This is a genomic window from Phenylobacterium zucineum HLK1 (genome assembly GCF_000017265.1).
Classification (GTDB): domain Bacteria; phylum Pseudomonadota; class Alphaproteobacteria; order Caulobacterales; family Caulobacteraceae; genus Phenylobacterium; species Phenylobacterium zucineum.
This window is the reverse complement of the sequence record NC_011144.1, coordinates 3,978,135-3,996,255: the sequence shown is the minus strand read 5'-3', so window position 1 is coordinate 3,996,255 and position 18,121 is coordinate 3,978,135. Positions and strand designations below refer to the sequence as shown.

General features: G+C 69.7%; 17 protein-coding genes. 10 read left to right on the top strand and 7 right to left on the bottom strand.

Going from position 1 to position 18,121, the window contains the following annotated elements; translation table 11 throughout:
* The first annotated feature begins 508 nt into the window (after positions 1-508).
* The 4 genes from hemE to rho all read left to right on the top strand — a co-directional run bounded on the left by hemE (position 509) and on the right by rho (position 4,739).
* Positions 509-1,546 (top strand): uroporphyrinogen decarboxylase, encoded by a 1,038-nt coding sequence (hemE, locus tag PHZ_RS19515; RefSeq protein WP_012524081.1) that lies wholly within the window; start codon positions 509-511, stop codon positions 1,544-1,546.
* On the top strand, positions 1,543-2,574 hold the full coding sequence (gene hemH, locus PHZ_RS19510) for a ferrochelatase (protein WP_012524080.1): 1,032 nt from the start codon (positions 1,543-1,545) through the stop codon (positions 2,572-2,574). Before hemE ends, hemH begins: the two co-directional genes overlap by 4 nt.
* Positions 2,571-3,044: a CopD family protein gene (locus PHZ_RS19505; protein WP_012524079.1), complete on the top strand. Its 474-nt coding sequence runs from the start codon at positions 2,571-2,573 to the stop codon at positions 3,042-3,044. The genes hemH and PHZ_RS19505 overlap by 4 nt, the downstream gene beginning before the upstream one ends.
* A gap of 270 nt (positions 3,045-3,314) precedes the next feature.
* On the top strand, positions 3,315-4,739 hold the full coding sequence (gene rho / locus PHZ_RS19500) for a transcription termination factor Rho (RefSeq protein ID WP_012524078.1): 1,425 nt from the start codon (positions 3,315-3,317) through the stop codon (positions 4,737-4,739).
* 169 nt (positions 4,740-4,908) lie between these two features.
* Here rho and PHZ_RS19495 read toward each other — a convergent pair whose 3' ends face one another.
* Both PHZ_RS19495 and PHZ_RS19490 read right to left on the bottom strand, forming a co-directional pair.
* Positions 4,909-5,877, bottom strand: a complete 969-nt coding sequence (locus PHZ_RS19495; protein ID WP_012524077.1) for a quinone oxidoreductase family protein — start codon at positions 5,875-5,877, stop codon at positions 4,909-4,911.
* Entirely contained in the window at positions 5,877-6,572 is a 696-nt protein-coding gene (locus tag PHZ_RS19490) for a dienelactone hydrolase family protein (protein WP_012524076.1), read from the bottom strand. The genes PHZ_RS19495 and PHZ_RS19490 overlap by 1 nt, the downstream gene beginning before the upstream one ends.
* 94 nt (positions 6,573-6,666) lie before the next feature.
* Between PHZ_RS19490 and PHZ_RS19485 the strand changes: the two genes are divergently transcribed.
* The 3 genes from PHZ_RS19485 to mnmG all read left to right on the top strand — a co-directional run bounded on the left by PHZ_RS19485 (position 6,667) and on the right by mnmG (position 10,431).
* Entirely contained in the window at positions 6,667-6,909 is a 243-nt protein-coding gene (locus PHZ_RS19485; RefSeq protein ID WP_012524075.1) for a DUF6489 family protein, read from the top strand.
* Positions 6,906-8,243 carry a tRNA uridine-5-carboxymethylaminomethyl(34) synthesis GTPase MnmE gene (gene mnmE, locus PHZ_RS19480; protein WP_012524074.1) on the top strand — a complete coding sequence of 446 codons (1,338 nt, stop codon included), beginning with the start codon at positions 6,906-6,908 and terminating at the stop codon, positions 8,241-8,243. The genes PHZ_RS19485 and mnmE overlap by 4 nt, the downstream gene beginning before the upstream one ends.
* A gap of 325 nt (positions 8,244-8,568) precedes the next feature.
* Positions 8,569-10,431 (top strand): tRNA uridine-5-carboxymethylaminomethyl(34) synthesis enzyme MnmG, encoded by a 1,863-nt coding sequence (gene mnmG, locus PHZ_RS19475; RefSeq protein WP_012524073.1) that lies wholly within the window; start codon positions 8,569-8,571, stop codon positions 10,429-10,431.
* Positions 10,432-10,536: 105 nt separating this feature from the next.
* Here mnmG and PHZ_RS19470 read toward each other — a convergent pair whose 3' ends face one another.
* The 4 genes from PHZ_RS19470 to PHZ_RS19455 are packed head-to-tail and all read right to left on the bottom strand — an operon-like array spanning position 10,537 to position 14,402.
* On the bottom strand, positions 10,537-10,716 hold the full coding sequence (locus PHZ_RS19470) for a hypothetical protein (protein ID WP_041373734.1): 180 nt from the start codon (positions 10,714-10,716) through the stop codon (positions 10,537-10,539).
* The gene (locus PHZ_RS19465) at positions 10,713-10,988 is read right to left on the bottom strand and encodes a type II toxin-antitoxin system RelE family toxin (protein WP_012524072.1); all 276 of its coding nucleotides are present in this window, start codon (positions 10,986-10,988) and stop codon (positions 10,713-10,715) included. Before PHZ_RS19465 ends, PHZ_RS19470 begins: the two co-directional genes overlap by 4 nt.
* Positions 10,989-10,990: 2 nt before the next feature.
* Positions 10,991-13,468 (bottom strand): HsdM family class I SAM-dependent methyltransferase, encoded by a 2,478-nt coding sequence (locus tag PHZ_RS19460; RefSeq protein ID WP_012524071.1) that lies wholly within the window; start codon positions 13,466-13,468, stop codon positions 10,991-10,993.
* A gap of 1 nt (position 13,469) precedes the next feature.
* Positions 13,470-14,402, bottom strand: coding sequence for an IS1595 family transposase (locus tag PHZ_RS19455; protein WP_041374457.1), 933 nt, complete (start codon positions 14,400-14,402; stop codon positions 13,470-13,472).
* A 229-nt stretch (positions 14,403-14,631) separates the two neighbouring features.
* Between PHZ_RS19455 and rsmG the strand changes: the two genes are divergently transcribed.
* Genes rsmG through PHZ_RS19440 form a run of 3 tightly spaced genes read left to right on the top strand, consistent with a single transcriptional unit; the run spans position 14,632 to position 16,956 of the window.
* On the top strand, positions 14,632-15,267 hold the full coding sequence (gene rsmG / locus PHZ_RS19450; protein WP_041373733.1) for a 16S rRNA (guanine(527)-N(7))-methyltransferase RsmG: 636 nt from the start codon (positions 14,632-14,634) through the stop codon (positions 15,265-15,267).
* A complete protein-coding gene (locus tag PHZ_RS19445) occupies positions 15,251-16,078 on the top strand; it encodes a ParA family protein (RefSeq protein ID WP_012524068.1) in 828 nt (275 codons plus the stop codon). The genes rsmG and PHZ_RS19445 overlap by 17 nt, the downstream gene beginning before the upstream one ends.
* Before the next feature lie 2 nt (positions 16,079-16,080).
* Positions 16,081-16,956: a ParB/RepB/Spo0J family partition protein gene (locus tag PHZ_RS19440; protein WP_012524067.1), complete on the top strand. Its 876-nt coding sequence runs from the start codon at positions 16,081-16,083 to the stop codon at positions 16,954-16,956.
* Positions 16,957-17,064: 108 nt separating this feature from the next.
* Here PHZ_RS19440 and holA read toward each other — a convergent pair whose 3' ends face one another.
* The gene (gene holA, locus PHZ_RS19435; protein ID WP_012524066.1) at positions 17,065-18,117 is read right to left on the bottom strand and encodes a DNA polymerase III subunit delta; all 1,053 of its coding nucleotides are present in this window, start codon (positions 18,115-18,117) and stop codon (positions 17,065-17,067) included.
* Positions 18,118-18,121: the final 4 nt, after the last annotated feature.

Genomic DNA, 18,121 nt, shown 5'->3' with positions numbered 1-18,121 from the left:
GAAGCTGGGGATGAAATCTGTGGACTCCCTCTTAGCGAACGGGAGCGCCGATGGGGATAGAGGCCGTGCGCGGAGGCGCCGTTCCGGGCCTCCGGGAATGACCGGGATGAATCGGGCCGTTTACGCTTCCTTAACCAACAGGGGCGGGCGCCGGAGGATGTTCCAGCCCGCGGATGTCGACAGCCCGCGGGCGGGGGCTCGCGGACCGCCGGTCCTCCCCTCCGTCCGTTAATGGATTCTTAATGCGCCAGGAGGGGTTCGGCGGTCCGTCCCCGCGATCCACAGGCCGGGAAAACGCCGCGCCGCCGGTGCGGACAACCTGGGGATTGAGCGCGGGATGTCGCAGGGATCGCCCCGATTATCCACGCCGCCGACAGGCCCTTCTTCTCCTGCCCCAATCCTTTTCAAGATTCTTAAGGTTTGAAGGGAAGAGGGCTTTCCGGATCGAAGGATCCCTCGCCCTGATGGGCCCTTGAGCCCCGGCGCGGGGCAGGCTTTAAGGCTCCCGATGAGCACCCCCCCGCCCAAGCTCCTGCGCGCCCTCGCCGGCGAGACGCTGGAGCGCCCTCCGATCTGGTTCATGCGGCAGGCGGGGCGCTCGCTGCCCGAGTACCGCGAGCTCAGGTCCCGGGCGAAGGACTTCATCGCCTTCTGCCTGGATCCCGAGATGGCCGCCGAGGCCACGCTGCAGCCGATGCGGCGCTTCCCGATGGACGGGGCGATCGTCTTCGCCGACATCCTGCTGATCCCCCTGGCGCTGGGCCAGGACGTCTGGTTCGAGGCGGGCGAGGGCCCCAAGCTCGGCGAACTGCCCCCGATCGAGGCCCTGCGCGACCAGGTGGAGGCGTCCACCGGGCGGCTGTCGGCGGTCGGTGAGACCCTGGCCCGCGTCCGCGCCGAGCTCGAGCCGGACCGGGCGCTGATCGGCTTCGCGGGGGCGCCCTGGACCGTGGCCACCTACATGCTCGAGCGGAAGGGTTCCGAGCGCGAGGCGGCCCGGGCCTACGCCTACGCCCATCCCGACGAACTGGACGCCCTGCTGGACGTGCTGGTGGACGCCACCGCCCGCTACCTGGTGATGCAAGCCAAGGCCGGCGCCCAGGCGCTGAAGCTGTTCGAGAGCTGGGCCGAGAGCCTGTCCGAGGACGTCTTCGAGCGGATCGTGGTCCGCCCTCACGCGGCCATCGTCGAGAAGGTGCGCGCCGCCGGCGTCACCGTTCCGATCATCGGCTTCCCCCGCGGGGCCGGCGCCCAGGTCGAGACCTATGCGGAAGGCGTGCCGGTGGAGGGGATCGCCCTCGACGTGCAGGCGACCGCCGCCCTCGGCCGGCGGCTGCAGGCCCAGGGGCGCTGCATCCAGGGCGCTCTCGACAACCTGCTGCTTCGGGAAGGCGGCCCCGCCCTCGACGCCCGCGTGGACCAGCTCCTGGCCCAGTGGGGCGACGGGCCCTGGATCTTCAACCTCGGCCACGGCGTCCTGCCCGACACGCCCATCGAGAACATCGCCCGCGTCGTCTCGCGGGTGACGGGGAAACCCGTCCGATGAAGCTCGCGGTCGTCCTCTTCAACCTCGGCGGCCCCGACGGGCCCGAGGCGGTGCGGCCCTTCCTGTTCAACCTGTTCCGCGATCCGGCGATCATCGGCCTGCCGGCGATCGCCCGCTATCCGCTGGCGGCGCTGATCTCGACCACGCGCGAGAAGACGGCCCAGGCCAACTACGCGATCATGGGCGGCCGCTCGCCCCTGCTGCCCGAGACCGAGGCCCAGGCCCGGGCGCTGGAGGCCGAGCTCGCCCGCCGCGCGCCGGACGTCGAGGCCCGCGCCTTCATCGCCATGCGCTACTGGAGGCCGCTGGCGAAGGAGACCGCCCGCCAGGTCGCGGCCTTCGCCCCCGACGAGATCGTGCTGCTGCCGCTCTATCCGCAGTATTCGACGACCACCACCGGCTCGTCGGTGAAGGACTGGGCCCGCGCCTACAAGGGTCCGGGCAAGAGCCGCACGGTCTGCTGCTATCCCAATGCGCCGGGCCTCGCCGAGGCGCACGCCCGGCTGATCCGGCAGACCTGGGAGAAGGCCGGAAAGCCCAGCGATATCAGGCTGCTGTTCTCCGCCCACGGCCTGCCGCAGAAGGTTGTGGACGCCGGCGACCCCTACGAGGCGCAGGTGCAGGCGAGCGCCGCGGCCGTGGCGGCCCTGCTGCCCGAGTTCACCGACTGGGGGATCAGCTATCAGAGCCGGGTGGGGCCGCTGAAGTGGCTCGGGCCCGCCACCGACGACGAGGTCCGCCGCGCCGGCGCCGAGGGCAAGGGCCTGCTGGTCTCGCCGATCGCCTTCGTCTCCGAGCATGTGGAGACCCTGGTCGAGCTCGACCACGAGTATGCCGCCCTGGCCAAGGAGTCCGGCGTGCCGGTCTATCTGCGCGCGCCGGCGCCGGGGGTGGCCGAGCCGTTCATCGGGACGTTGGCCGAGGCGGCGCTGGGGGCGCTGGACCGGAGCGGCGCTGCGCCGTTCGGGCCTTGGCTGTGCCCGGCGGCGCATGGAAGATGCGCCTGCCGGAACGGGGGGACTGCATGAGCTGGCCGGAATTCCTGAGCTATGACCTGCTGCGCGGGCTGCACATCATTGCGGTGATCGCCTGGATGGCCGGCATGCTCTACCTGCCGCGGCTCTACGCCTACCACACCGAGACGGCGCCGCCCGGGACCGAGTTCGACGCCCACTTCCAGGTGTGGGAGCGCAAGCTCCTGCGGATCATCATCAATCCGGCCATGACGATCACCTGGGTGCTCGGCGTGACGCTCATCCTCTGGCACGTCTACGCCACGGGGGCCGGCTGGGGCTTCCTCCTCCAGCCCTGGATGCTGGTGAAGCTGGCGGTGGTCACATTCCTCTCGGGCTGGCACGGCTTCCTGGCCGGAGCCCGCAAGAAGCTGGCGGCGGGTCAGCGCCCGAAGTCCGCGAAGTTCTGGCGGGCGACCAACGAGCTGCCGTTCGTCGCCGCCATCGTGGCCGTCCTGGCCGTGACCCTGCAGTTCGGCGGCTGAACCCGCCCTGGACAGCCGCCCGGCCGCACCCCACATGAGGGCCTACGCCGCCTGATCTTCTTGACCGGCCCGCCGGCATGTGGTTCCGCTGGGCCCACGCGACGCGGCGATCCGCGGCGCGCCCCGCCCTTCCGCCGGCCTTGCGCGGCTCCTCGCGCAGCGGCCCGGCTCCCGAAACGTTCACATCGGCGACCCGACGGACGCCGTCATCCCTTCCAGCCCGCGCCCGGACTCCGTCCCGGCGCGAGCGATTTCCCAAGTAGATTCAAGATGCAAGACGACACCCAGGACTTCCCCGAGGCCGAAACGGCCGACCCCGCCGCTCAAGACGCCGAGCCCCAGGTCGCCGAGACCCCGGCCGAAGAGACCGACGCCCACGCCGACGCGGACGAGCCGTCCGAGGCCGCCAAGGCGATCGCCGCCATGGGCCTGACGCGCATGAGCCTGCAGGAGCTGAAGGACAAGTCGCCCTCCGACCTGCTGGCCTTCGCCGAGCAGCTCGAGGTCGAGTCCGCGAACTCCATGCGCAAGCAGGACATGATGTTCGCGATCCTCAAGACGCTGGCCGAGGAAGGCGTCGAGATCGAGGGCTCGGGCACGCTCGAGGTGGTCCAGGACGGCTTCGGCTTCCTGCGCAGCCCCGAGGCCAACTATCTCCCCGGCCCCGACGACATCTACGTCAGCCCCTCGCAGATCCGGAAGTTCGGCCTGCGCACCGGTGACACCGTGGTCGGCGCGGTCCGCGCCCCGCGCGAGGGCGAGCGCTACTTCGCCCTGGTGAAGGTCGACCAGATCAACTTCGAGCCGCCCGAGAACGTGCGGCACAAGGTGCTGTTCGACAACCTGACGCCGCTCTATCCCGACGAGCGCCTGCGGATGGAGATCGACGATCCGACCCTGAAGGACCGCTCGGGCCGGGTGATCGACATCGTCGCTCCGCTCGGCAAGGGCCAGCGCTGCCTGATCGTGGCGCCCCCGCGGGTCGGCAAGACGGTGATGCTGCAGAACATCGCCAAGTCGATCGAGAAGAACCACCCCGAGTGCTACCTGATCGTCCTGCTGATCGACGAGCGCCCGGAAGAAGTCACCGACATGCAGCGGACCGTGAAGGGCGAGGTCATCTCCTCGACCTTCGACGAGCCGGCGACCCGTCACGTCCAGGTGGCCGAGATGGTCATCGAGAAGGCCAAGCGCCTGGTCGAGCACAAGCGCGACGTCGTCATCCTGCTGGACTCGGTCACCCGCCTCGGCCGCGCCTACAACACCGTCGTCCCGTCCTCGGGCAAGGTGCTGACCGGCGGCGTGGACGCCAACGCCCTGCAGCGGCCCAAGCGCTTCTTCGGCGCCGCCCGGAACATCGAGGAGGGCGGCTCGCTGACGATCATCGCCACGGCCCTGATCGACACCGGCAGCCGGATGGACGAAGTCATCTTCGAAGAGTTCAAGGGCACCGGTAACTCGGAAATCGTCCTGGACCGGAAGGTGGCCGACAAGCGGATCTTCCCGGCTATCGACGTGCTGAAGTCCGGCACCCGGAAGGAGGAGCTCATCACCCCGAAGGAGCACCTCCAGAAGACCTACATCCTGCGCCGCATCCTCAACCCGATGGGCGCCCAGGACGCCATCGAGTTCCTGCTCGACAAGCTGCGCGGCTCGAAGAACAACGATGACTTCTTCCAGTCGATGAACACGTAACGCGTTCTTCGAAATATCGAGCGATTTCAGGGGCTTCGGGAGACCGGAGCCCCTTCGTTATGGAAAATCGGCTCTGTCGCGAATTTAGCCGCGAAAACCGTACGGGCGTGCCTGTCCCTGCGCGACAGAGAGCGGCCTGTCCCTCCCCACGAGGGGGAGGGAAGGGTCCTCATGGAATCAGCAGGCTCGCGCCGACCGTGGCCCGGCTCTCCAGCGCCTCGTGCGCCCGGCGCGCTTCGGCGAGGGCGAAGGTCTGGCCGATGTCGATCTTCACCTTGCCCGAGCCGATCATCTCGAACAGCGCCGCGGCGCTCTCCTCCAGCTCCTGCGGCGTCGCCGTATAGTCGAACAGGGTCGGCCGGGTGAAGACGAGCGAGCCGCCGCGCATCAGCCGGATCGGGTCGACCGGCGGCGCCGGGCCCGAGGCGTTGCCGAAGCTGACGAACCAGCCGCGGCGGGCCAGGCTGGCCAGGGTGCCCTCGAAGGTGTCCTTGCCGACCGAGTCGTAGGCGACGGGCACGCCCTGGCCCCCGGTGATCCGGCGGACCTCGGCGGCCACGTCCTGCTCGCGGTAGAGGATGACGTGGTCGGCGCCCAGCGCGCGGGCCTTCGCCGCCTTGGCCTGCGAGCCTACGGTGGCGATCACCTCGGCGCCGATGGCCTTCAGCCACTGGACCATGATCTGGCCCACCCCGCCGGCGGCGGCGTGCACCAGCACGGTCTGACCCGGGCGGACCGGGTAGCACCGCCGCACGAACGCCTCGACCGTCATTCCCTTGAGGAGGGCGGCGGCGGCCACCCGCGTATCGATGCCGTCCGGCAGTTTCACCAGCCGGTCGGCGACCGCCAGGCCCGCCTCGGCGTAGCCGCCGAAGCCGCCGATGTAGGCGACCCGGTCGCCAGGCTTCACCCGCGTGACGCCCTCGCCGACGGCCTCGACCACCCCGGCCGCCTCGCCGCCGGGGATGCAGGGCAGCTTGGCCGGGTAGAGGCCGCTTCGGAAGTAGGTGTCGATGAAGTTGACGCCGATGGCCTCGTGGCGGACCAGCGCCTGGCCCGGGCCGGGGGAGGGCGTTTCCACCTGCACCAGCTCGAGCGCCTCGGGCCCGCCGGTGCGGGCGAACTGGACGGCGCGCATCAGCCGAGGGCCTTCTTGAAAAAGGCGAGGGTGCGGGTATTGGCCTGGCCGGCGTCGCCCTCGTGGTAGTGCTCGCCGCCCTTGCGCGCGAAGGCGTGGTCGCGGCCGGGATAGGTGTGGAGCTCGACCTGCGGGTGGTGCTTCAGCGCCTGGAGTATGACCGCCTGGGCCGCCTTCGGCACGAACTGGTCCTCCTCGGCCACGTGCATCAGCAGCGGCCGGGTCAGCTTCTCGGCCTCGCCGACGCGGTTCTCGATCCCCACGCCGTAGTACGAGACCGAGGCGTCGGCGTCGGTGCGGGCGGCGGTCAGGAACGCCAGCAGGCCGCCCAGGCAGTAGCCCACCGCGCCCACCTTGCCGTTGCAGGCCGGATCCTTGCGGACCTGGTCGATGGTGGCCCGGATGTCGCGGACGCCCTGGTCGACGTCGAAAGCGTTGAACAGCTCGAAGGCCTTCTTCCACTCGGCCTCGGACTGGTCGGTGATGTCGATGCCGGGCTCGATCCGCCAGAAGAGATCGGGGCAGACGGCCAGATAGCCCTGGGCGGCGAGGTCGTCGCAGATGTCGCGCATGACCTTGTTCACGCCGAAGATCTCCTGGATCACCACGATCGCCGGCGCCTTGGCCGCCTGCGGCCGCGCCACATAGGCGTCGAAGGCGCCGTCCGCGGCGGTGATGGTGATGCGTTCGCCCATGTCGTGGTCTCCCGGATGTTCAAAGCCCTCAGGATAGGGCTAGTAGCGCGAGACGGCCCGTTGCGGCCATACGCAAGCGGCAGGACTTTTACCCATGAAGATGACGATCGAAGTGGACTGCACCCCCGAAGAGGCCCGCCGTTTCCTGGGGCTTCCGGACGTCAGCGCCCTCAACGACCACCTGGTCCAGGAGATGGGCAAGCGCATCGACGCCAACATCCAGCTCCTCTCCCCCGAGGAGTTCATGAAGAACTGGATGAGCGTCGGGGCCGGGGCGCAGGAGCAGTTCCGCAAGATGATGGAAGCGGGGCTGGGCGCGGCCACGCCCAAGGAATGAGCGACACCATCTTCGCGCCCGCCACGGCCCCGGGCCGGGCGGCCGTGGCGGTGGTGCGGGTGTCCGGTCCCCGGACGCAGACGGCCGTGCGGACCCTCGCCGGCGACCTGCCCGAGCCCAGGCGCGCCAGCGTGCGGCGGCTGTTCGATGCGGACGGCGGGGAGATCGACCAGGCTCTGGTGCTCTGGTTCCCCGGTCCCGGGAGCTACACCGGCGAAGACGCCGCCGAGTTCCACGTGCATGGCGGTACTGCGGTGACCGGGGCGCTGGTCGAGGCGCTGGCGGGGCTGGGGCTGCGCCTGGCGGAGCCGGGGGAGTTCACCCGCCGGGCGTTCGAGAACGGCAAGCTGGACCTGGCCCAGGCCGAGGGCGTCGCCGATCTGATCGACTCCGAGACGGAAGGCCAGCGCCGCCAGGCTCTGGAGCAGCTGGGCGGCCGGCTGTCGCAGGTGCAGGCCCGCTGGCGCGAGGCCCTGACCGAGGCCCTGGCCCTGTTCGAGGCGGCCGTGGACTTCCCCGACGAGGAGGTGCCGGCCGACGTGGCCGCCCGCGCCCGGCCGGTGCTGGAGACCCTGGCGGCCGAGATCGAGGCGGCTGCGGCCGACGCGGCCCGCGGCGAGCGGGTGCGGGAGGGCTTCCGCATCGCCCTGGTGGGCGCGCCGAACGCCGGCAAGAGCACCCTGCTGAACGCCCTCGCTGGCCGCGAGGCCGCCATCGTCACCGCCACGCCCGGGACCACCCGCGACGTCATCGAGGTTCCGATGGTGCTCGCCGGCTACAAGGTCCTGATGGCCGACACCGCGGGCCTGCGCGACACCGCCGACGAGATCGAGGCCGAGGGGGTGCGCCGGGCCCGAGCCTGGGCCGAGGGGGCCGACCTGCGCCTGTGGCTGGTGGACGGCTCGTCGGAGGAGACCCCGGACCTGCCGGCCGAGATCGGGGAGGGAGACCTGTGCCTGATCACCAAGCGGGACCTGCCCGTCGGTAACGCGGGCGCCTGGGCGGCCGAGGTGGCCCGGCGGATCGGGATTCCCGCGGCCGAGGTCACCGCCAGGGGCCCCGGCGACATGGCCTGGCTGAAGGAGACTCTGTCCGAGCGGGTGGTGGAGTCGCTCGGCGGGGGCGAGCCGCCCGCGGCCACGCGGCTGCGGCACCGCGAGCTGCTGGCGGAAGCGTCCGAGCGCCTGCGCCACGCCATCGGCCACGATGAGCATGTGGAGCTGGCCGCCGAGGACGTGCGCCTCGCGGCCCGGGCCCTGGACCGGATCACCGGCCGCATCGACCCCGAGGCCGTGCTGGGCCGGATCTTCGCCACCTTCTGCATCGGGAAGTGACCGCGCGACGGGGCCATCCCGGCGAAAGCCGGGACCCATCCGCCGCCGGTGTTTCACGTGAAACACCGCAACGAGGCCAGGCAATCCGCGCGGCCTGGAGAGAGGGGCCGCGCGGACGCGCCTTGGCCTTTGGCTACCGGCCCCGCGCCCCGGCGGTCGGGGTTGGGGGGCTCGCGCCGCCGGGCGGGGTGCGCAGGACCGGCTCGCCTGAAGTGGGGCGGCGCGGCCGGAATTCCTACCTTCGCCATGGGGAAAGAATGCCGCACCCCTCGCCTGGGCCGCTTTCGCCGACGTTTCACGTGAAACAGCGACGGCCTTCGACTATATGAGCCGCCTCATGTCGACCTGGGACGTCATCGTCATCGGCGGCGGACACGCCGGATGCGAAGCGGCCGCCGCCGCGGCGCGCTTCGGCGCGCGCACCCTGCTGCTCACCCACAAGGTCGAGACGATCGGCGAGATGAGCTGCAACCCGGCGATCGGCGGCCTGGGCAAGGGCCACCTCGTCCGCGAGATCGACGCGCTCGACGGCCTGATGGGCCGCCTGGCCGACGTCTCGGGCATCCAGTTCCGGATGCTGAACCGCTCCAAGGGCGCGGCGGTGCGCGGACCGCGCTCGCAGATCGACCGCCGGCTCTATCGCGAGGCCATGCAGGCCGAGCTCCTCGCCACGCCGAACCTGACCGTCAGGGCCGAGGCGGTCGAGGACTTGGTCGTCCAGGACGGGCGGGTGACCGGCGTCGTCGGCGCCAGCGGCGAGACCTATCCCGCCGGCCGGGTGGTGCTGACCACCGGCACCTTCCTGAAGGGGGTGATCCACCAGGGCGAGACCCGCATCCCGGCGGGCCGGATCGGCGATGCGCCGGCCATCGGCCTGTCGGACCGCCTCTATGCCCTGGGCCTTTCCATGGGCCGGCTGAAGACCGGCACCCCCGCACGGCTGGACGGGAAGACCATCGCCTGGGACCGGCTGGAGATGCAGGAGGCGGACGCCGAGCCGATCCCGTTCTCGTTCCTGACCGAGGCGATCACCGTCCCGCAGATCCGCTGCGGCGTGACCTACACGACCGAGGAGACCCACCGGATCATCGCCGAGCGGCTGGAGGAGAGCGCGGTCTACGGCGGCCGGGTCTCGGGCCGCGGTCCCCGCTACTGCCCCTCGATCGAGGACAAGGTGGTCCGCTTCCGCGACAAGACCAGCCACCAGATCTTCCTGGAGCCCGAGGGCCTGGACGACGACACCGTCTATCCGAACGGCATCTCAACCTCGGTCTCGACCGAGACCCAGGACCTGTTCCTGCGGACCATCCCCGGCCTGGAGCAGGTGGTGGTCAAGCGCCACGGCTACGCGATCGAATACGACTATGTCGATCCGCGCGAACTCTACCCGACCCTGGAGGCCAAGCGCCTGCCGGGCCTCTATCTCGCCGGCCAGATCAACGGCACGACGGGCTATGAGGAGGCCGGCGCCCAGGGACTGGTGGCCGGGCTCAACGCCGCGCGCGCGGCGTCGGGGGCCGAGCCGGCGCAGTTCGCCCGCGACGAGGCCTACATCGGCGTGCTGATCGACGACCTGGTCACGCGCGGGGTCACCGAGCCGTATCGCATGTTCACCAGCCGGGCCGAGTTCCGCCTGACCCTGCGGGCCGACAACGCCGACCAGCGGCTGACGGGGAAGGGGGTGGAGCTCGGCGTCGTGGGCTCCGAGCGGGCCGGCGTGTTTCACGTGAAACAACGGGCGCTCGCCGAGGCCCGGGCGATGGCGAATGGCCTGTCGCTGACCCCGGCCGAAGCCCAGAAGGCCGGCCTGCCGGTCAAGGCCGACGGCCAGCGCCGGAACCTGCTGCAGCTCCTGGCCTATCCCACCATCGGCTTCGACGACCTCGCGCGGATCTGGCCGCAGGTCGGCGACTGGAGCCCGGCGGTGCGCGAGCAGGTGGAGATCGACGCTTCTTACGCCGGCTACCTCGACCGCCAGGCGGCTGACGCCGAGGCCTTCCGCCGGGACGAGGACCTGCGCCTGCCGGCCGACCTCGACTACGGCGCCATCGGCGGCCTCTCGAACGAGGTCCGTGAGAAGCTGGCCGCCGTCCGGCCGCTGACCCTGGGCCAGGCCGCCCGGATCGAAGGGGTCACGCCGGGGGCGCTGACCGCCCTCCTGGCCCACGTCCGCCGCCGCGCGGCATGAGCGATCGCCGCCCGCCAGCTTCTCCTCCCCCATCGGGGGTGATTATGCACCTGACAAAGGAGGCGCTGAGCGACGTCTCGGGGGGCTGGTCGGCGCGCCGGTGGGCTAGCCGGTTTTCTTGGGTTTTTCGGCCTTCGCCTTATCGGCCTTCAGCTTGGCCTCGTAGGCCGCCCAGCCCCCGGCTGGCGGCTTCACCGACAAGGCGCGCGTGATGGCGTCATCAAACGGGCGATCCACCTTCAGCGGACCATCTTGAGCGGCGGCGGGCCTGGGTTTCGGCTTCATCGATAGACGTCCTTGCGGTGGCCTATGTCGAGGATGACGATCTGTTTCGCATTGTCTCTCACCACATAGAGAATGCGGTAGTCGCCGGATCGGACGCGGTACACTTCGTCGGCAGCGTCGCTTTGACCCTTGAGCTTCTTGCACCCAGGGGGATGCGGAGCCGCCCCCAAGGTCTCGATCTTCTTTTTGATCTGTCCCTGAAACTTCGCCGGGACAGACTCCAGAAACCTCAGCGCAACCTCGGTGAAGGCGAAGCCGTAGAGCCCCGGCATCCTTAGCCCTCGATCTTCGCAAGCCTGTCGCGAAGCTCGTCACCCTGTACCAGCCGGGCCGGGCCATCCACGAGTTCGGCCAAGCGCGCGCGCGCCACCTCCAGGTCGCGCTCGTCCTCCATGTCCTCTCGGTAGGGGTCGAGGCTGGCCTCGATCACCCTTTCGAAGCGCCCGCAGAGGTCGGCGGTGTACGCGCGCAGTTGCTCGGAGAAGGCGAGCCGCACACCCGCAATTCGGGTTGGGGTGATCTTTCGGCCGTAGTTGTAGCGCCAGCGCTCAAGGCGGATGGCGGACGCCGCCAAGAGAAGGTCCGGGACCGATGCCCACTCAGGCTTGCGCGGGAGCAGCACCAAGCAATCAGAATTCGGGGCGCAGGGCTCCAGATGAACGAACGCCTCGCCGATGCTGCCCGTCCGAGCGACGGTGATAAACGGCGGCTCAAGAACGGTGTGGAAGTCGAGCCACCCGTAGCAGCCGTTGTATTGCTCCGTAGGCGAAACGATCAGCGTGCGTCCCGGCGCCATCCCCTCGCGCGATTCGATCTCACCGAGGCCGTAGAAGATATCGAACCGGCCGCCGATCTGATCAGCCGAGCCGGTGATCTCCGCAGCGTTCTTCACCTTCTGCTTCGAGAGGGTTGACCGATACGCCACCTGGGCGATGTCGCCGCTCGCGATAGCGTCCCGTTGTGCGAGAACCTCGGGGGCGTAGCGCGTGTAGAACGAGGCGAGGCGACGCTGAAGTTCATCGACCGCTTCGCGCATCTCGACGTCTGCCGGCGGCGCCGACTCGATATAGGCGCCGACCGCCCACTCCTGCGCGCCAGCCACGCTGGCCGCACCCGAGAAGCCCGGCTGTTCCGTCTTGTTCAGCAGCGCCTCGACGGCCGCGGGGATCTCGTTCGGCTCGCTCGCGCGCTCGATCCGCGCGCCCTTCCTCAGGACAAAGCCGTCATGATGCAGCCGGACAAAGGCCGTCTTGCGCTTGGGGTCGTGCGGACGGCCCTTTTCGAGAAGCACCACAGAGGTTGTGGCGGCGGCGAAGGGCTGGAACAGCTCGTCGGGGAGTTGGCACACGCCGAGCAAGCTATTGTGCTTGAGTATCTGCGCGCGCCAGCCGCCCTTGTCCTGCTTTACGAGCGTACTCGTCGGCAAGATCACTGCCAGCCGACCGCCCGTCTGAAGGCCCTCTAGGGCACGATCCACGAACGCCTCCGCAGGCGTATCCGTCTTCTTGTGCGGGAAGGGCGGGTTGGTCAGCGCGACGGTGGCCAGCCCGGCGGGAAACTCGGGGGACGTCAGCGCGTCTGCCTGGTGAATACCGGTCGAGCCGTCGCCGCGCAGGATCATGTTGGCGACGCACAGCGCCGCCGTCACCGGCTCGCTCTCGAAGCCGTTCAACTGCTTGGCGACCACCTTCACCATTTGCACACGGGAGATCGTGTGCTGATGGAGGATGCGGTCCATGCAGGCGATCAGGAAGCCGCCAGTCCCGCAGGCAGGATCAAGGATCACGTCGTCCTTACCGACCCCGCACAGGTCGGCCATCATCCGCGCGATGTGACGCGGCGTGAAATACTGCCCGATGGTGTTTCCGCCGGTGTAGCGGAAGAACGTCTCATATAGCTGGCCCAGGTAGTCGTGTTCGGCCGTGAGCACCGTGACATTGAGGCGCTCCAGAATGGTCGCGATCCGTCGCGCCCGTTCTGCCAGCTTCTCGTTCGCGGCGTCTACGCGAATGCTGTTCGCCAACCCCGCCTTGCCGGCCTTCACAAACGCCTCACGGCAGGCGGCGTTGATGTCCTTCAGTATCCACTGTTTGTCGCGCCGCAGATCGCCGCCGGACTGCCACAGCGCCAGCATGATCGCGGCGACAACGGCGGGGCGGAATTCATCCTTGATGTTTGCTTCGCGCAGAAGGCGGTTGATCTCGTCCGCTCGGGAGGCGAGCACCTCCTGCGGAGGGATGGAGGGGCGCAGTTCTGCGGGATGCGAGGGGGCGGTGAGGCGTGCAAGGTCAGCGCGGGTGGGGACCCAGCCAATCGGCTTGCCGTCGTACGTGATGGGCGCCCAGCCCGCGCCATCCCACTTGGATACGCGAAGCCTGAAGTCGTCATCCGAGACGCCCGCCAGACCGATGGCCAGCGTGGGGTAACCGGCGGCAATGAACGCGGCGGCGTAGTGTTGCGCCTCCGCGACCGCCTTATCGATATCCGAGGCTGACGCCTTGGCTTCGATGACGGCGGTCGCCGCTGTGGACGAGCGGTCGACGAGCAACGCTTCAGGGACCCCAGCCCCGCCGCCCGACTTGCTTGCTCGCCCCAAAATCTCCGCAAGCTCCGGGAAGCCGCGGTACTCGTGCTGAAAGAGGCAGTCGCCTTGCGGCGGGCGTCGCAAGTCCCACCCCTGCGTAACCAGAAGGTCATTCAGCAGATGTTCGGATCGTCGTTCCGAGGCGCGCTTGAGGACAGAGAAAGCCATGTCAGGGTCGCGGCGCGGCGCGGTGAAGCATGAGACGCTTGCCGCGAACCTTCTTGAGGCCTTCTCGCGTACGGGCGCCGTCCGAAATGTCACGATGGTTGTAGCGGAAGTCGAATTCGGCAAGATATTGATTGAGGTACTGCGGTCCGATGTGGTGGAAAGTACCGTTCAGGCCCCGCTTGAACAGGGAGAAGTAACCCTCCACAGTGTTGGAGTGAGCCTTCCCGCGAACATACTCGTCCTTACCGTGGTTGACGGTCTCGTGAGCCGCGAATTCCTTGCCGATATTACGGTACTGCCCTGCTTCGTCCGTCATAAGGGTCGCGTCGCTGCTGACGTGCGCGCGGAGAATGGGGTCGAGCGTCTTGCCCGTGACGTTGGGCACGCGGAAGGAACGAGCGCGCCCGCCGCGCTCCACCAAGGTGAAAACCACCTGCTTCCCCACGCCACCGATCTGGCCGCGCTTGCGCTTGGCGAGAGGCTTGTTCGTCTCTCGGCCGCCCACGTAGGTCTCGTCGGCCTCGACGGTTCCGCCACCGCCGCCGAGTTTATCGGTGAACGCGGGCTCGCGCAGCGCGAAGCGGATGCGGTGCATCATGAACCAAGCCGACCGATAGGAGCCAAGTTCAAGCATCCGCTGCATCTGAAGGGCGCTGATTCCCTTCTTCGAGGAACACAGCATGTACCAAGCGACGAGCCACTTGCGGAGCGGGATTTTGCTGTCCTCGAAGATCGTTCCCACGGTCACCGTGAACTGCTTGCCGCACTCCTTGCACTCCCGCAGTCCGGCGCGGACCTTCTTCGCGGGGTTCGCCGCGATCTCATAAACGCGGGCAGCGTCAGCGTTACCGCAGTGCGGGCACACCGGACCTTCCGGCCAGCGCACGGCTTCCAGATATGCCCGCGCCGCCTCGTCCGTCGCGAAACGGGTCATGATCTGGTCGAGCGTCAGGTCAGGCGGGGTGGGGAGCATTTGCGGCGGCCAGGGTGCTATTTTCCCTTAGAATCTAAGGGACAAGCCCACCTTTGTCAAGTGCATAATCACCCCATCGGGGGAGGGGGACCACCCGCAGGGTGGTGGAGGGGGCTTGCCGGAAGCGCTGAGTGGGCGGACGGCCCCCTCCACCGCTGCGCGGTTCCCCTCCCCCGATGGGGGAGGACGGGTGCTGGACGCCGCGTCCTTCGCCGCCGCGGCGGACGCGACAGCTGCACAGATCGCCGACCTCGAGCGCTTCCTGGCGAAGCTGGAGGCGGGGAACGCGGTGATGAACCTCGTCGGGCCCAAGACCCTGCCGGACTTCTGGAACCGGCACGCCTGGGATTCGGCCCAGCTGCTGAAGCTCGCCCCGGACGCCCGCGTCTGGGCCGATCTCGGGGCGGGCGCGGGGTTCCCGGGCCTGGTGCTGGCGATCCTCGGCAAGGGGCGGCCCGGCTTCCACGTCCACCTGGTGGAGAGCATGGCCAAGCGGTGCCGCTTCCTGACCGAAGTGGTCACCGAGCTGGGCCTCCCCGCGACGGTTCACAACGAGAGGGCGGAAAACCTCGACCTTGCTGTGGACATCGTCACCGCGCGGGCTTGTGCGCCGCTCGGAAGGCTGTTGGGGTACGCGCGGCCCTACCTGAAGGGTGGCGCGGTAGGCCTGTTCCTGAAAGGACAAGATGTAGCAGCCGAGCTCGCCGAGGCCGCTAGATCTTGGGATTTCCAGGCGGATGTCATACCGTCACAGAGTGACGAGCGGGGTCGGATCGTGCGCGTGACGAGACTCGGGAAGGAGCGGGGCCGTGGCCGCAAAGTCTGACCGGTCCCTGCGCGTCCTGGTGGTCGCCAACCAGAAGGGCGGGGTCGGCAAGACCACGACCGCGATCAATCTCGGCACCGCCCTGGCCGCCGTCGGCGAGAAGGTGCTGCTGATCGACAGCGACCCGCAGGGCAACGCCTCCACGGGCCTGGGCGTCGGCCGGGCCCAGCGCAAGCACACCCTCTACGACGTGCTGATGGGCGAGAAGCCCGTGCACGAGGCGGTGGTGAAGACCTCGGTGCCCGGCCTCGACATCGTACCGGCGGACCCGGACCTGTCGGGCGTCGAGCTGGAGCTGGGCCAGCAGGCCCGCCGCTCGTTCAAGCTGCGCGACGCGCTGTCGCCGCTGCGGGCCGAGGGCGGCTACACCTACGTCCTGATCGACTGCCCGCCGTCGCTGAACCTCCTGACCGTCAACGCCATGGCCGCGGCCGACGCCGTGCTGGTGCCGCTGCAGTGCGAGTTCTTCGCCCTCGAGGGCCTGACCCAGCTCATGCGCACCATCGACCTCGTGCGCGGCAGCCTCAATCCGGCCCTGGAGATCCAGGGCGTGATCCTGACCATGTACGACCGGCGCAACTCGCTGTCCGAGCAGGTGGCGCGCGACGTGCGCGGCCACTTCGGCGAGACGGTCTACCAGACGGTGATCCCGCGCAACGTGCGGGTGTCGGAGGCCCCGTCCTTCGGCAAGCCGGCCCTGGTCTACGACCTGCGCTGCGCCGGCAGCCAGGCCTATCTGAAGCTCGCGCGCGAAGTGGTCCTGCGCGAGCGCGACCGCCGCAAGCGCGCGGCGGCTGACGCGGTGGTGTGACGATGGCGGAGAACCGCAGGGGACTGGGCCGGGGCCTTTCGGCGCTGCTGGGCGAGGCCGAGGAGATCGAGCACGCGGGCGATCCGACGGCCGGGGTGCGCGAGATCCCGATCGAGCTGATCCACCGCAATCCCGACCAGCCGCGGGTGCATTTCGCCGAGGCCGAGCTCGCCGAGCTGGAGGCTTCCATCCGCGACAAGGGGGTGCTGCAGCCGATCCTGGTGCGGCCCTCGCCCAAGGCGCCGGGCGAGTACGAGATCGTCGCCGGCGAGCGCCGCTGGCGGGCGACGCAGCGCTCGGGCCTGCGCACCATCCCGGCGCTCGTGCGCAACGTCGCCGACGAGATCGCCTTCGAGATCGCCATCGTCGAGAACGTCCAGCGCGCGGACCTGAACGCGATGGAAGAGGCGAGGGCCTACCGGTCGCTGATGGGCCGGATGGGCTACACGCAGGAACAGGCCGCCGAGAAGGTCGGCAAGAGCCGCAGCCACGTGGCCAACACCCTGCGCCTGCTGCAGCTTCCCGAGGGCGTGCAGCAGCATGTCGTGCTGGGCCGGCTGTCGGCCGGCCACGCCCGGGCTCTCCTGGGGGCCGAGAACCCGGAGGCGCTGGCCGAGCAGATCCTGGAGAAGGGCCTGTCGGTGCGCGACGCCGAGGCCCTGGCCAAGCCCGGCGCTGCCGCCGGCGGGGCGGCGAAGAAGGCCAGCGGCCCGAAGCGGTCGAAGGACGCCGACACCTCGGCCCTGGAGGCCGACCTCGAGGACGCGCTCGGCATGAGCGTCGACATCGCCGACCGCGGCGGCGCCGGAGAGCTGAAGATCCGCTACGCGAGCCTGGAGCAGCTGGACGAAATCTGCCGCCGACTGACCCGGCGGTAGCAGTCCCGTCCTCCCATCTCGTCATCCCGGAAAGCCGCACAGCGGCTTGTCCGGGACCCATCATCGCCTGATCTGGCCGTTGGGGACGCCGCGGATGACGAAGGGCGGCTACAGCCCCAGGCGCCGGGCGCGGCCGGCCACGGTGAGGGCGAGGCGTTCGGCGATGAGACGGTCGGGGGAGCCGGCGGTCTTGCAGGCCTTGTCGGCGGCCAGCACCTCGGGCTGGATGCGGTCGAGCTCCTCCAGGCTCCAGGCGCGGGCCTGGCGGAGGAACTCACGCTCCTGCTTCCAGAACACCCCCGAGGCCTTGGCGGCCTCCTGCAGGCCGGCGCCCGCCTTGGCGAGCGTCAGCGTGCGGCGCAGCTTGCCCAGGTGCATGCCGATGGCGCGGACGGCGGCGGGGCCGCTCTCGCCTTCCTGGGCCGCGCGGCGCAGCCCCGCCTGCGCCTCGGCCAGGCGCCCGCCGAAGGCGTCGGCGGCGGCGTCGAACAGGCTGGCCTCGGGCTCAACGCCCAGGAAGTCCTCGAGCTGGGCGGGCGCGGCGATCGTCCCGCTGCCGGGGCCGAGGAACAGGGCCAGGCGCTCGATCTCCTGCCGGGCCACGCCGCGCTCCTTGGGCATGCGGGCGACGAAGAGGGCCAGGGCGTCGGCGTTCAGCCCGACGTTGTCGCGGGCCAGGGTCTCCTTGACGAGGCGGGCGACGTCGCCGGGCTCGTCCTCGTAGCAGGGGATGGTGGCGCAGGCGGGCTGCTTCTCGCCCACCTTCCGCAGCGCAGAGTCGCGGCCGAGATTGCCCGCCTCGATCAGGAAGAAGGCGTCCGGGTTGAGCTCGCCCTTGGCGTGCCGCTCCAGGGCCTCGGCGACCGCCTTGTCGACCGCCGGCTTCTCGGAGGACAGGCGCAGGCGCACCAGCCGGCGCCCGCCCATCAGCGACTGGGCGGCGAGTTCGCCCTCGAGGCGGGGCGGGTCGTCGGCGACGTCGACCTCGGTGAGTATGGCCACGTCGAACGGATCGTCGGGATTTGGGACGGTCTTGGCGGCGAGCTGATGCCCGCGGTCGCGCACCACGCCGAGGTCGCGGCCGTAGATCAGCGCCGCGCGGACCGCGGCGTCGGCCTTTGCGAGGAACCGCTCGATGTCGGGTCGGCGGCTGAGGATCATGGCG